This window comes from Arthrobacter sp. R4-81 (assembly GCF_054792365.1).
In genome coordinates, this window is sequence record NZ_CP096445.1 from 2963178 (window position 1) to 2976899 (window position 13722).

General features: G+C 61.6%; 12 protein-coding genes. 8 read left to right on the top strand and 4 right to left on the bottom strand.

Annotated elements, in window-relative coordinates:
* The first annotated feature begins 33 nt into the window (after positions 1 to 33).
* Positions 34 to 585 (top strand): hypothetical protein, encoded by a 552-nt coding sequence (locus tag M1E05_RS13790; RefSeq protein ID WP_458110879.1) that lies wholly within the window; start codon positions 34 to 36, stop codon positions 583 to 585.
* Entirely contained in the window at positions 582 to 1676 is a 1095-nt protein-coding gene (locus M1E05_RS13795; protein ID WP_458110880.1) for a polyprenyl synthetase family protein, read from the top strand. The genes M1E05_RS13790 and M1E05_RS13795 overlap by 4 nt, the downstream gene beginning before the upstream one ends.
* Positions 1677 to 1714: 38 nt before the next feature.
* On the opposite strand, the gene M1E05_RS13800 is transcribed toward M1E05_RS13795, so the two are convergent.
* On the bottom strand, positions 1715 to 2068 hold the full coding sequence (locus tag M1E05_RS13800) for an Rv2175c family DNA-binding protein (RefSeq protein ID WP_309105620.1): 354 nt from the start codon (positions 2066 to 2068) through the stop codon (positions 1715 to 1717).
* Positions 2069 to 2322: 254 nt separating this feature from the next.
* On the opposite strand from M1E05_RS13800, the gene M1E05_RS13805 reads away from it, so the two are divergent.
* Together M1E05_RS13805 and pknB are read left to right on the top strand one after the other, a co-directional pair.
* Positions 2323 to 3690, top strand: a complete 1368-nt coding sequence (locus M1E05_RS13805; RefSeq protein ID WP_461163281.1) for a lytic transglycosylase — start codon at positions 2323 to 2325, stop codon at positions 3688 to 3690.
* Between the two features lie 96 nt (positions 3691 to 3786).
* Positions 3787 to 5853: a Stk1 family PASTA domain-containing Ser/Thr kinase gene (pknB, locus tag M1E05_RS13810; RefSeq protein WP_461163282.1), complete on the top strand. Its 2067-nt coding sequence runs from the start codon at positions 3787 to 3789 to the stop codon at positions 5851 to 5853.
* A gap of 103 nt (positions 5854 to 5956) precedes the next feature.
* Here the strand turns inward: pknB and M1E05_RS13815 are convergent, their stop codons facing one another.
* Positions 5957 to 7393: a class II 3-deoxy-7-phosphoheptulonate synthase gene (locus tag M1E05_RS13815; protein WP_458110883.1), complete on the bottom strand. Its 1437-nt coding sequence runs from the start codon at positions 7391 to 7393 to the stop codon at positions 5957 to 5959.
* Between the two features lie 66 nt (positions 7394 to 7459).
* Positions 7460 to 8308, bottom strand: a complete 849-nt coding sequence (locus M1E05_RS13820; protein WP_461163283.1) for a lysophospholipid acyltransferase family protein — start codon at positions 8306 to 8308, stop codon at positions 7460 to 7462.
* A 111-nt stretch (positions 8309 to 8419) separates the two neighbouring features.
* Between M1E05_RS13820 and M1E05_RS13825 the strand changes: the two genes are divergently transcribed.
* The 3 genes from M1E05_RS13825 to M1E05_RS13835 are packed head-to-tail and all read left to right on the top strand — an operon-like array spanning position 8420 to position 10541.
* Complete coding sequence (locus M1E05_RS13825) at positions 8420 to 9208, top strand: alpha/beta hydrolase (protein ID WP_461163284.1); 789 nt, start codon at positions 8420 to 8422, stop codon at positions 9206 to 9208.
* Entirely contained in the window at positions 9205 to 10005 is an 801-nt protein-coding gene (locus M1E05_RS13830; protein ID WP_461163285.1) for an alpha/beta hydrolase, read from the top strand. Before M1E05_RS13825 ends, M1E05_RS13830 begins: the two co-directional genes overlap by 4 nt.
* The gene (locus tag M1E05_RS13835; protein WP_458110887.1) at positions 10002 to 10541 is read left to right on the top strand and encodes a hypothetical protein; all 540 of its coding nucleotides are present in this window, start codon (positions 10002 to 10004) and stop codon (positions 10539 to 10541) included. The genes M1E05_RS13830 and M1E05_RS13835 overlap by 4 nt, the downstream gene beginning before the upstream one ends.
* A gap of 42 nt (positions 10542 to 10583) precedes the next feature.
* Here M1E05_RS13835 and M1E05_RS13840 read toward each other — a convergent pair whose 3' ends face one another.
* A complete protein-coding gene (locus tag M1E05_RS13840; protein ID WP_458110888.1) occupies positions 10584 to 11684 on the bottom strand; it encodes an ROK family glucokinase in 1101 nt (366 codons plus the stop codon).
* 173 nt (positions 11685 to 11857) lie between these two features.
* Here M1E05_RS13840 and M1E05_RS13845 point away from each other — a divergent pair, with 173 nt between their 5' ends.
* Complete coding sequence (locus M1E05_RS13845; RefSeq protein ID WP_458110889.1) at positions 11858 to 13678, top strand: AMP-dependent synthetase/ligase; 1821 nt, start codon at positions 11858 to 11860, stop codon at positions 13676 to 13678.
* Positions 13679 to 13722: the final 44 nt, after the last annotated feature.

Sequence of the window (13722 nt, forward strand, 5' to 3'; positions counted from 1 at the left end):
CTGAATCCGGCGTCGACCCTAGAAGGAGTACCTGTGAAGGGTATGGGAAAGCTGAAACCAACAGGCCTTGCACTATTGGCAGCCGCAACACTGTTTGCCACGGCCGCGTGCACTCCCTCGGCTCCCGGTAACGGCTCCTCCCCCGAGCCCTCCGCCTCGAACCAAACCGCAACGTCAACCGGATCGGCTGCTGCGACAGCATCGGCTCCGGCTTCACCGGATCCTTCGGCTTCGCCCTCGCCATCGGCAACGGTCGGAGCGCTTGTCGAAGGTTTTCCCTCCAAGCTGCTGCCACTGATGCCTGGAGCAAAAGTTGTTTCGAGCAGTTTCGATAAGACAGGCACCCCCGCGACGGCGGCGATGGTCGGCAGCGTTGGGGTCCCGGCCGCTGATGTCCTGGCCTTCTACACGAAGGAGTTGGAAGCACAGGGCTTCAAAGCCGTCCCCGGGGAGTCGGTAGAAACTGTAGCTTCCAAGGACTTCCTCCGGGGTGAGAACGAAACCATCAACGTGGCGGTGGTTCACAGCGGAGGGGTGTCAACCTTCACGATCGGCGCCAACGTCTCCCCTGAGTCCGCCAAGTGACCACAGCGGAACAGCTGCGGCTGGAGCAGACGGCCTTTGTCGCCGCAGTCGCCGGCAAGCTAAATGACTTCCTGACCTCGCGGCAAAGCATCATGTCCACTATTTCCCAGGACATCGACCCGCTCATGGGCTCCATCGCTAACTTGGTGACGGGCGGCAAGCGGCTGCGGGCGCTGATGTGTTACTGGGGATGGCGCGGGGCCGGCGGAAATGCCTCTGCCACGGAAGTTGTCACTGCCGGATCGGCCCTCGAGCTGTTCCAGGCCGCTGCCCTGATCCATGACGACATCATCGACCGGTCCGATACCCGGCGCGGCGGACCCAGTGTCCACCGCCGCTTCAGCCAATTGCACGCGGATCAGGGCTGGTCACTGGACAGTGAACGCTTTGGCCATGCTGCAGCCATCCTTACCGGCGATCTCTGCCTGTCCTTCAGCGAGGAGTCGTTTACAGACATCGGGGAACGTGCTGCGTCGGGAAGCCAGGCACGGCTGATCTTCAACCTGATGCGGGCTGAAGTCATGGCCGGCCAATACCTGGACATCCTGGAGGAAGTAGCCGGACCGCTGCGGGACCGGGCGGGTGCCGTGACCCGTGCACAATCAATCATCAGGTTCAAATCCGCCAAGTACTCCACCGAACATCCGCTGGCGCTCGGCGGAGCTCTGGCCGGAGCCTCGGAGGAATTGCTCCGCGGGTACTCGGCTTTCGCCCTCCCGCTGGGAGAGGCATTCCAGCTGCGCGACGACGTCCTGGGCGTCTTCGGGGATCCTGTTACTACAGGAAAACCCGCCGGGGACGATCTGAAGGAAGGCAAACGGACTGTCCTGGTCGCGTTCGCCTTGGATCTGGCCACGCCTCAGGAGTCGGCTTTTATTGATTCACGCCTTGGCCGGCCGGATCTCACTGATGAAGACGTTGCAGAGATCCGGCGCATCATTGTTGACTGCGGGGCACTGCAGGCAACCGAGGTGCTTATCGACGAGTTTGGTGCCGCAGCCTTCGCCGCTTTGGACCTGCTCCCCTTGGAGGACCTGCCCAAAACGGCACTGCGCAAACTCGCAGAAGCCACGGTCAGCCGGGCGGCCTAAGTAGAATTCCACCCAGGCCGCACCGGCCTCGAGGCCAGTTACCAGGCCATCGTCTGGGCCCTGCGGCGGATTTCTGTCTTGCGGCCTTCGCGAAGCGCGTCAATCGGCCGGCCACGAAGGGACTCGTCAGGAGTGAACAGCCAGGTAATTAGCTCTTCGTCTGAATATCCGGCGTCAGACAAAACGACGATAGTTCCCTTCAGGCTTTCAACGGCGTGGCCGTCCTGAATAAATGCCGCAGGAACGGACCGGATTCGCCGATCCCCAACCCTTAGGGCTGCCAATGCTTTTTCATCGAGCAGGCCATGCACTTTGGTAATTGACACATCAAGCAGCTGCGCCACATCGGGCAAGGGCAGCCATTCGCCTACGAGGCTTTCTACATTACTCACGGATCAAGGTTGCCACGGCGGGAGGCACTGCGCCTAGTCAATGGGCTCCTGACGTGGCGCCAAGGCACTGCTCTTCCTGCAACACTCCCAAAATGTCAGTGATTCCGAAAAAACCACAATTCTTGTGCTAATTGGCAATTTGTGAGAGATTCACATTGATCACATTAGTAACAGAACTATCATTAGTCACACAGGCATCATCAGCAACAAAAGGGCATCCGCAGTATTTCGCCGCCTAGAAGAGGATTTTCCCAATGACGACGTTCCGATCGCCAAAGCAGCAAGCCCGGCCGAGCCTCCCCATGATGGCGGCGACAACTGCAGCCCTTCCCGCCGTCGTACTTTCATCCTTGGCGATGGCCCAGCCGGCTGCTGCGGAAAATCGGCCCAAGGCCGTCCCCGCAACCCTTGCCGCCGCCATGCAGGCGCGTGCCGTTGCCCTGCAGGCGGAAGTCTCAGCAAAGGCTGCCACCATTCCCGCCGCTGCGGTTTCCACCGCGATGCCGTCTGCACTCCGCCCGACGCAACAACAGGCTCCGGCCGAATACACGGTCGTCAAGGGTGACACGATCAGTGCAATTGCCCGGCGGTATGGTCTGGATACCAATACAGTTCTCAGGCTGAACAATTTGCAGGCCAACACCGTCATTTATCCCGGTCAGAAGATAAAACTGGGCGGCTCTGCCTCGTCTGCGTCCACACCAAAGGTTGACGCCACGCCCGCTCCGGCTCCCTCAAACGGCGGCAGCGTGTACACGGTAAAGCCAGGAGACACTCTCGGAGCAATCGCTGCACGGCACGGCGTCAAACTTTCCGACGTTCTCTCCTGGAACGGCCTGAATATGAGCTCCATCATCTACCCTGGCCAAAAAATCAAAATTGGTGGGGCCGCCCCCGCACCGTCCCCTTCGTCTCCTGCCCCTGCCGGCTCTCCGGTTGCCACCCCGGCTCCATCCAGCCCCGGCTCCTATACCGTCAAGTCAGGCGATACTCTGTCCGCCATCGCAGCCAAGCACAACGTCAAGCTTTCAGGCCTCCTGACAGCCAACAAGCTGACAATGACCAGTGTCATCTATCCGGGCAACAAGCTGGCTATTCCGGGGTCGGACGTCCAGCCGGTGGGAAGCGTTACACCACTGGTGCCCAGCACCTTCCTCGGCTTTACCTATCCCCCGGCCGTTGTGGACTCCGCCAACAAAAACAAAGCACTCCTCAACGCCTCTCCGGTCCCGTCAAGGGAACAAATGCGGTCCATTGTGGCCGATACTGCGCGTCGGATGGGCGTGGACCCTTCGCTTGCCCTGGCCTTCGCCCATCAGGAGTCAGGATTCGACCAGCGGGCAGTGTCACCTGCCAACGCCATCGGCACCATGCAGGTCATCCCGTCATCAGGCGAGTGGGCGTCGGATCTCGTGGGGAGAAAGCTCAATCTGCTGGACCCCTATGACAACGCCACCGCCGGAGTGGCCATCATCCGCCAGCTGATCAAGACCAGCAAGGACCTTGACCACGCCATAGCCGGCTACTACCAGGGTCAGTACTCTGTCAGTAAGTACGGAATGTACGAGGACACCAAGAGTTACGTTGCTTCCATCAAGGCTCACCAAAAGAATTTTTCCTAGTTCCTCCAGTACCTGATCAGCCCCGTGGGCAGTTCAGAAAGGGTTCGGATCGCATGTCGATTCGGACCCTTTCTTCGCACCAATTAGGATCGTAGGGTGCAGGAACATGGGTCGGGCAATCTCGTTGGAACACTGGTGGACAATCGCTACCAGGTGAAGTCCCGGCTGGCACGCGGCGGAATGTCCACGGTTTACGTGGCAACTGACCAGCGGCTGGAGCGGGATGTAGCCCTGAAAGTGCTCCACCCGCACTTCGTCAGTGACGACACTTTTCTGGACCGGCTCGCGCGTGAAGCCAAAGCAGCCGCAAAACTGTCCCACCCGCACGTCGTCGGGGTTCTCGATCAGGGCACGGACGGCCAGATTGCCTACCTGGTCATGGAATACATCAGGGGCCATACCCTGCGCGACGTCCTGAATGAGAAGGGCGCCCTCTCCCCCCGGCTGGCGTTGGCACTGATCGATCCGGTGGCGGAAGGATTGGCCGCCGCCCACATGGCAGGATTGATCCACCGCGACATCAAGCCGGAAAACGTGCTGATAGCCGACGACGGCCGCATTAAGGTCGGTGACTTCGGACTTGCGCGGGCCGTCACGACGTCGACCAGCACCGGAACCCTCATCGGCACGGTGGCCTACCTGTCCCCTGAGCTTGTATTGGGAAAGCCAGCCGATGCCCGCAGCGACATCTATTCAGTCGGGATCATGCTCTACGAGATGCTCACTGGCAAACAGCCGTTCGAGGGCGATGTTCCCATCCAGGTGGCCTATCAGCATGTCCACGGGACAGTCGAGGCGCCGTCGGCCCAAGTTCCCGGCCTGGCATCGGAAGTGGATGAACTGGTCCAGTGGTGCACCGCAAGTGACCCGGAGAACCGGCCGGTGGACGGGAATGCCCTGCTGTCCGAATTACGGCACATCCGCACCAATTTGAGCGATGCGGAACTGGATCTCCGGCCGCCGGCCGCACGCAGGGACAACGCCGCCGTATCAGGAGTGAAGGAACCAGGGGGGCGGCAAGAAGCAACGGAAGTGGTTATCGGGGCTGCGGAACCGACGGAAATTATTGCCCGCACCAACAATCCCACCACGGTGCTCCCAGCCAGTATTTCACCGGCTGCATTGAAAGCCTCCGGGTCCGTCGGGCTGCCCGAAGATCCCGAACTTCCTGTGAGGCCGCTGAGCAAGCGGGAGCAAAGGAAGCTGGAGCGGGACGACGAGCGCGCCCGCAACCGCGCCGCAGCCACTCCCGTCCGCAGCTTGCGGGAAGGGGATCCGCGACGCCGCGGAGCGCTGTGGATCGTGGTTCTGGTCATCGCGGCTGTTCTGGCTACGGGGGCTGGCTGGTTCTTCGGTATGGGCCCTGGTTCGCCGGGCACCATTCCGGATGTGGCCAACAAGACAGTGGCCGAGGCGCAGCAACTTCTGGGCACGGCAGGGTTTCAGTCGAGCACCAAGGATGTGTTCGACGACGACGTGCCTTCCGGTTTGGTGGTGGGATCCGAGCCTGAAGCCGGACGGGAGATCAGAAAATTCCAGCCGGTCGCCCTCTTCGTCTCCAAAGGACCCCAGCTGTTCCCCCTGCCGGAGATGACAGGAAAGTCACTGGACGAGGCAAAGTCAACGCTCAACGAGGCCGAGATGGCCCTGGGTCCCGTCACTGAGAAGTTCGACGAAACCGCCGCGGTCGGAACCGTTCTGGCGCAGGACCCCGCACCGGGAACTGCCGTAAAAAGGGGAACGCCTGTCAGTCTCGCCGTTTCCAAGGGGCCCCAGCCCATCCCTGTACCGGATGTCAGGGGGAAATCCCAGGACGAGGCCGTGAAGACTCTTGAAGCAGCCGGCCTGAAGGCGGTTATCGCACCTGAGACGGTGAACGACAAAAACGTCCCCAAGGGAGCTGTAGCGGCCCAGGCACCTGCCTCCGGAACTTTGACCAAGGGGCAGTCCGTAACGCTCACTGTTTCCAAGGGACCGAAGCTTGTGGAAGTGCCAAGTTTCATCGGTAAGCAGGCGGATGACGCCCGAAAAGCCCTCGAGAAACTGGGCTTCCAAGTTCGGATCAACAACATCCTTGGCGGTTTCTTCGGCACAGTAAGGGACCAGGACCCGGTTGAAACCGAAGTTCCCGAGGGGTCTGTGGTCACACTCACCGTTGTTTAAGCGGTGTCGTCGATTCAAAGCCCGCGGGGGCCTGTGCCCGCGGGGGCGATAGTCCAGAGCCCCCGCCGGCTCAACGCCAGCCGATGCGGGGGCCGTGCGGGTGCTACCGCTTGGACAGTGAACCCGCTACAAGGAATGCCATCTCTAGGGACTGCATGTGGTTCAGTCTGGGATCGCACACCGACTCGTAACGGTCCAGGAAGGCTTCCTGATCGATCGGGTCTGCTCCACCCAGGCACTCCGCGACGTCGTCGCCCGTCATTTCAACATGGAGGCCGCCTGGAATGGTACCGAGGCTGTGGTGCACCTCAAAGAAGCCGCGCACCTCGTCAATGACGTCGTCGAAGTTGCGTGTCTTGTAGCCGTTGGGAGACGTGACTGTGTTCCCGTGCATCGGGTCCGTAACCCAAAGAACCTGGGCGCCGGAGGCCGTAACCTTTTCGACCACTGCAGGGAGCTTTTCGCGGATATTCCCTGCGCCCATGCGGGTGATGAAGGTCAGCCTGCCAGGCTCTCGGTTCGGATCCAGCTTGTCGATAAGCCTCAGGGCGTCATCACCGGAGGTGGACGGGCCAAGCTTCACGCCAATGGGGTTACGCACCCGCGACAGGAAGTCGATATGGGCGTGATCAAGCTCGCGGGTACGCTCACCGATCCACAGGAAATGAGCTGACGTGTCGTAGGGCAGCCCGGTCCTTGAATCGATGCGGGTCAGCGCCCTTTCGTAATCGAGGAGCAGTGCCTCATGGCTGGCGAAGAACTCCACCCGCTTGAGGGCCTCGAAATCGGCACCGCAAGAAGCCATGAACTGGATTGCCCGGTCGATGTCCCGTGCCAGGGACTCGTAGCGCGCGTGCGCCGGGTTCTCAGTGAACCCCTTGTTCCAGTGGTGGACCAGGCGAAGATCTGCAAAACCGCCCTGGGTGAAGGCCCGGATCAGGTTCAACGTCGACGCGGACGTGTGATAGGCCTTGAGCATCCGGCTGGCATCGTGGCCCCGGGACTCGGGCGTGAAGTCATAACCGTTGACAATGTCCCCGCGGTACGCCGGAAGGGTGACGCCGTCGCGCGTTTCATCGTTGGACGATCGGGGCTTGGCAAACTGACCGGCCATGCGGCCCATCTTGATGACAGGGAGCGCAGCCCCGTACGTAAGCACAACGGCCATCTGGAGGATGGTTTTCACGCGGGCGCTGATCTTGTCTGCCGTGGCTGCCTCGAAGGTCTCAGCGCAATCCCCGCCCTGGAGAAGGAACGCCTTGCCTTGGGCCGCGGCAGCCAGCCGCTCACGAAGGATGTCCACTTCGCCGGCGAAAACCAAGGGTGGCAGGACTGACAGTTCCCGGACCGAGGCGTCGAACACGGCCTTGTCCTGCCAGCTCGGCTGCTGGGAAACCGGCAGGTTCCGCCAGTTGTCCAGTCCCGGGTAGTCAGCAGCGCCGCTCTGGGCAGTGGCTGTCATCGCGCTCCCCGGCAATGATGCGCCGGAAACAGTTACGCCGGGAACAGGGGAGGCAGATTTTGAAGATAGCTCAGTCACACTACAAGAGTAGTTGCCGCTGAACTGATCGGGGCACAGCAAACGTCATTCGCACCGAGAGTACCGTCACACTTTTGCTTCGCCGGGTGTACCGTCGTCGGTTCCGTCGCTCATGCCGTCCCTCTTGCTGTCGGCAGTGTCGCCTGCAGTGCTGTCCCCAGTGTCGTCTCCAGTGCTGTCCACAGTGCCGTCTGCAGTGCTGTCCACAGTGCCGTCGTCGCTCTTTTCCCTGGCCTTTGCGGCGAGCGCAAGTTTCACGGTGGCAGCGTACTCATCCACGTATTCCTGGCCGGAAAGCCGCATCAGCTCATACATGATCTCGTCCGTGACGGACCGCTGAATGAGCCGGTCATCCTCCAGTCCGTAGTAGCGGCTGAAATCCAGCGGCTCCCCGAAAATCATGCCGATGCGGCGGATGTGCGGCATTCTTTTCCCTATGGGCTGCACTTTGTCCGTACCAATCATCGCAACGGGGATGACCGGAACCCGCGCCTGCAGCGCCAGCCTGGCGACACCCACCTTGCCGCGATACAGCTTCCCATCAGGGCTACGGGTGCCTTCGGGGTAAATCCCCAGGAGCCCGCCACGGGTCAGGACATCCATCCCTGCGTTGAGGGAGAGCGCGGATGCTGCGCCGCCTGACCTGTCCATTGGCAGCTGGTTGGTTAGCCGGAAAAACAAAGCGGTGAGCTTTCCCTTCAACCCGGTACCCGTAAAGTACTCCGATTTGGCCAGGAAAATCACGGGCCGCGGAACCATCAATGGCATGAAAATAGAGTCGGAAAACGACAGATGGTTTGAAGCCAGGATTGCCGCGCCTTCGTGGGGAATGTTGTCCAGACCCTTCACCCAGGGGCGGAACAGCAGCTTCAGAACCGGACCCAGAAAGATCCTTTTCATGACCCAATAGAACACGTGTCGTACCTCTCCGGAGGGCAGCCGGCCAACCCTGCTCCGGGTGTGACCGGGACTTCAGTGCAACCCTACTCTAGTGAGATTTGTCCCCAACAGTGACACGATGGGCACATGACAGAAAGCAGCAATCAACCGGTACCCGCGGCTTTCAGCTACCCGGGTCACGGCCCCAACGCGAGAATCGGAATTGCTATCTGTCACGGCTTCACGGGCAGCCCCCTCAGCGTCCTGCCCTGGGCCGAGCACCTCGCCGCACAGGGCTTCGCGGTCTCGGTTCCCCTGCTTCCCGGGCACGGCACGCATTGGCGGGAACTAGCGCGATCCGGCTGGCGGGACTGGTATGGCAGCTACGAGGCCGCTTATCTTGAACTGGCGGCCCGCACGGAAGCATGCTTCGTGGCTGGGTTGTCCATGGGTGGTGCGATCGCGCTCTTGGCGGCCTCCCGCCACACGGTAAAAGGCGTCGCGGTGGTTAATCCCGGCTTGAGTTTCTATGACCGCCGGGCCCGTTATGTGGGCATCCTCAAGTACTTCCAGCCGACTACCGTTCCGATTGAAGAAGAGAATCCGACGGCGGCCGCGACCCAGGACGGCGACTACTCCCGTACACCGCTCGCCGCGGTGCACCAGCTGAGGAAACTTTTCACCTCCGCCATCCGGGGGTTGCCCCGGATCACCGCACCTGCATTGGTGTTCAAGTCCGAGAAGGATGTTGTGGTGCCGCCCTCTTCCCTGGAAATGATCCGACGCCGTTTGGGGACAGACCAGTTGGAGGTGGTCCCTTTGGCAGGCAGCGGCCATGTGGCGACCCTGGACGTTGACGCCCCTGTGATCTTCGAACGGTCAGTGAAGTTTTTCTTGGAGAACGCGGCCAAGGAAGTATCCTCGGAGACATCATGAGCAGCTTCCCGGATCACAGCCCGTTCGTCAGCCCCTTCACCGGTAATGGACCTCGAGTGGGCGTTGCGCTGTCCCACGGCTTCACCGGAAGTCCCCATGGAGTGCGCGCCTGGGCCGCAGCCCTGGCTGAACAGGGGTATGCCGTCCGGATTCCCCTGCTTCCCGGTCACGGAACAAGCTGGCAGGAGCTGGCACGGACGCGCTGGCAGGCCTGGCATGCTGCCTACGATGAGGCTTATCGCGAACTCGCCAGCGAATGCGACTACGTCTTTGCAGCCGGGCTGTCGATGGGCGGAGCTTTAGCGCTGCGTGTTGCCGCGACACGGCCCGTCGCCGGCACCATCCTCGTTAATCCCGGGCTCGTCATTGACGATCCGCGGGCCCCGATTGCCGGCATTCTCAAGTTCGTGCTCAAGAGCACCCCCGCCATTGCCAATGACATTCTGAAACCCGGGATCGACGAAGGCGCTTATGCCCGGACACCTGTGGCCGCCGCTCACGAGCTGAACAGGATGTTCAAGGACACCGTGCGGCTCCTTCCGAGGATAACCGCCCCGGTCCGCGTGTTCCGCTCCACGGTGGACCATGTGGTCTCCGATAACAGCATTACTGCTCTGAGGCGTGGACTGACGCATGCCCCCTTGGAACTGACCATGCTGGAGAACAGCTACCACGTGGCTACCCTTGACAACGACGCCGACAAAATCTTCCAGGGCTCCTCTGCTTTTATCCAGGACGTCCTCCTGACTTCCGGGGAGCGAGCACTCCCCGGCGCACCTGAAGGGCAGCTTCCATGACAAAACCTGATGCCAACTCGCCGGATCCGGGCACCAATCCGGACGACGCCGCGTGGCTGGATCTGGTATCAAGGCTGGAGCATGGTGACACGGAGCTGTCCAAGAGCACTGGCAATGAAGGTAACAAATCCACACGTCCGTTCAGCGACTTCGACCCCCTGGGACTTTCCGGCACTGCGCCAACGGAGCCGTCCGCCGCGGAACGCCAGCTGGCGGCCGACGCTCCACAGAACAAGGCAGATGCAGCAGACCCTTCGGAGCCAGGTGGCCCGCGGGACTATGAAGTAGAAGACGAGGATCATGGTTTCGTACCGGAGGAGCCGCCAAGCCTTGCCGGCGTCGATCCCTTGACCATGCTGGCCTGGGTAGGCGCCATAGGCGGACCGGTTGCCTTGTTGCTCGCAGCCATGTTCTGGCGCTCCGCACCGCTCCTGGCGATTCTGGGGATAGTTGCCGTGTTCGTTGTTTCGGTGATTTACCTGATCATGAAACTGCCCAAGGACAAAGACGAGTACGACGACGGCGCCCGCGTCTAGTTAATACCAGCCCTTAGTAGCGTACTAGCGCTTCATCAGGTACTAGCCATGCATGCGGCTGCTGACCCGCGATAGGTCGGCCGCGCCAATCAATCCGGCGTTGGGCCCGAGGGCTGCCAGGGCAATTTCCGCGGCGGGACGGAAGCCCCGGCCGGTGAGATTCCGGGCGAAGGCTTTCCGTGCAGGCGCCACCAACAGCTCGCCGGCGTCGCAAAGGCCTCCGCCGATCACAAACTTCCCGGGATCGAGCGCAGCAGCCAGGTTGGCCAGGCCCAAACCCAGCCATTCCCCCACGTCCTCCAAGAGCTCCCGGGAGGTGGCATCGCCGGATTTAGCCAAGTCGGTAACGATGACACCGGTGATGTCCTCCACCGCCCCATCCACAGCCTTCAGAAGTTCCTGGGCCACGGGGGAGTTAGCAGCCGCCAGTTCCCTGGCCTCGCGGCCGAGGGCATTTCCGGAAGCATACTGTTCCCAGCAGCCCCTGTTTCCGCACTCACAGCGGTGGCCACCCGGCATGATGATCTGATGCCCGAACTCCCCCGCTACCCCAAACCGTCCCCGTTCCACCCGCCCATCCATCACCATGGCTCCGCCGATCCCTGTTCCCAGGGTGATGCAGACCAGCCGGCTTTGGCCCTGGCCAGCGCCGAACCGCCATTCAGCCCAAGCGGCAGCGTCGGCGTCGTTGGTCAGCAGAACGGGGCGTCTGAGGAGCCTCTGGAGGTTCTCCCTCACGGGCTCATTCCGCCAGGCGAGATGGGGGCTGAAGAGCACAGTCCCACCGTCGAGGTCCATCCAGCCGGCAGCCCCGATCCCTACCGAACGGATCCGGTGACCTTGGCCCAGTTCCTCCACCAGCTCGACGATCACGTGTTCAACTGCCCGAGGGTCATTTCCGGGAGTGGAACGTCGCGCCTGGCTGAGGATCCTTCCCTCCGCGTCCACGACGCCGGCCGCCACTTTGGTTCCGCCGATGTCCACGCCGATGGCCAGGCCCCGACGGCCCAGCCTCAAGTGTTCCCGCAGGCCAAGGCCGGAGATGCCCGAAAGGACTGAATCCTGTCGGTACGGCTTCGGACTCCGCCAAGCTGCCGTCCTGCGATAGGGTCTGGACGAGGGTGCGGGCGGGACTGTGTGCATGGGTCCACTCTATTAGCCCTGATTCCCGAGGCGCGCAGACCACGCTGCCGGTGGCCGTCATGGCGTTAATCATAAAGTTACCGGCTAGTAGGTTAAATTGGGCCCACTCTTGAGGGCCTCGTATTAGTCTTAGATCACCCCGTTGCGGGCTTATGGATATCAAAGGAGCTATCGTGCGCGAATACAGTGTCCCGCCCCTCGTGAATGTGCCTGCGGAAAGCAACATCACCGACCTCGTGCTGCGTCAGGCAGCCAAGGCATCCAACCCCTCGTTGTTTTCGCGCCTCGACTCCGCGGGGCAGTGGCAGGACGTCAAGGCAAAGGACTTCCTGACTGACGTTTCCGCCCTTGCTAAGGGCCTCATCGCCAGCGGAGTAGGCGCCGGGGACCGCGTAGGCATCATGTCGCGCACACGGTATGAATGGGCGCTCGTTGATTTTGCGATCTGGTTCGCCGGTGGCATTTCCGTTCCCATTTATGAGACGTCATCGCCTTCGCAGGTGGCCTGGAATCTGGGTGATTCCGGAGCGGTGGCAGCGTTTGGAGAAGCGGCGCACCACGAGGACATCATCCGGCAGGCGGCCTCCTCCGAGGGCCTGACGGCGCTCACACACGTCTGGCAGCTTGAGGGCCGCGGCCTTGACGAGCTCCGGGCGGCTGGAACCGGCGTGAGCGATGAAGACCTGGAGGCCCGGCGCAGCCAGGCACACCTGAGTGATATCGCCACCATTATCTACACCTCCGGAACAACCGGCCGGCCGAAGGGTTGCGAGCTGACCCACGGCAACTTCGTGGAGCTTTCCGAGAATGCACTGGCCACCTCGCTGCGCACGATCGTGAACGAGAACGCCAAGACGATCATGTTCCTGCCCCTGGCGCACGTCTTCGCGCGGTTTATCTCCGTCCTGGCCGTGGCGGCCGGTGTTACCGTCGCCCATACTCCTGACATCAAGCACCTGCTCCCCGACCTCCAGAGCTACCAGCCCACCTTTATCCTGGCCGTGCCCCGGGTTTTCGAGAAGGTGTACAACTCCGCATTGACCAAGGCGGAGGACGGCGGCAAGGGCGCCATCTTCCACAGGGCCGCGGACACGGCCATCAAGTATTCCCGTGCCCGGCAGGAGGGTTCCGTTGGGCTTGGGCTCAAGCTCCAGCACGCCCTGTTCGACAAGCTCGTTTACAGCAAGCTCCGGGCAGCGATGGGCGGACACGTGGCACACGCTGTCTCCGGAGGCGGCCCGCTCGGCGAGCGTCTGGGACACTTCTTCCAAGGCATCGGTCTCCAGATTCTCGAAGGCTACGGTCTCACAGAGACCACCGCGCCCGTCTCGGTCAACACTCCGGATCTGATTAAGATCGGCACCGTAGGCGTACCGATTCCGGGAAACACGGTGAAAATTGGCGACGACGGCGAAATCCTCGTCAAGGGCGTGTGCGTTATGCGCGGCTACTACAAGCGCGAAGACCTGGCTGCCGAGACCTTCGTGGACGGCTGGTTCCGTACTGGCGACATCGGCCAACTCGATGACCAGGGATTCCTGACCATCACCGGACGTAAGAAGGAAATTATCGTCACGGCTGGTGGCAAGAATGTTGTTCCGGCAATGCTCGAGGACCAGATCCGGGCCGACGCGCTTGTGTCACAGGTTCTTGTAGTGGGTGACAACCGGCCGTTCATCGGAGCCCTGGTGACCTTGGATGAGGAAGCACTGCCAGGGTGGCTCCAGCGCCATGGCTTGCCCGCAACCACAACCCTCCAGGACGCAACTGAGAATCCGGTGGTCAGGGCGGCCGTCCAGGAACTGATCAACCACGCCAACGCCTCAGTTTCGCAGGCCGAAGCCATCAAGTCCTTCCGGATTGTTCCCTCGGACTTCACGGAGGCATCAGGTCACCTGACTCCCTCGATGAAGGTCAAGCGGGCACAGGTCATGAAGGACTTCGATTCCGTGATTGACGAAATGTACGCTGCTCCCCGCCCGACTCACGCCTAAAAGGTAAGTTCACGTGTAAAAGCGGTCAGCCTGCGCAGGCCTGG

Excerpts from the sequence above, each read along its gene's own strand:
- M1E05_RS13805 (WP_461163281.1), top strand. The coding sequence starts at position 2,323 with ATGACGACGTTCCGATCGCCAAAGCAGCAAGCCCGGCCGAGCCTCCCC.
- M1E05_RS13825 (WP_461163284.1), top strand. The coding sequence starts at position 8,420 with ATGACAGAAAGCAGCAATCAACCGGTACCCGCGGCTTTCAGCTACCCG.
- M1E05_RS13830 (WP_461163285.1), top strand. The coding sequence starts at position 9,205 with ATGAGCAGCTTCCCGGATCACAGCCCGTTCGTCAGCCCCTTCACCGGT.
- M1E05_RS13835 (WP_458110887.1), top strand. The coding sequence starts at position 10,002 with ATGACAAAACCTGATGCCAACTCGCCGGATCCGGGCACCAATCCGGAC.
- M1E05_RS13840 (WP_458110888.1), bottom strand. The coding sequence starts at position 11,684 with ATGCACACAGTCCCGCCCGCACCCTCGTCCAGACCCTATCGCAGGACG.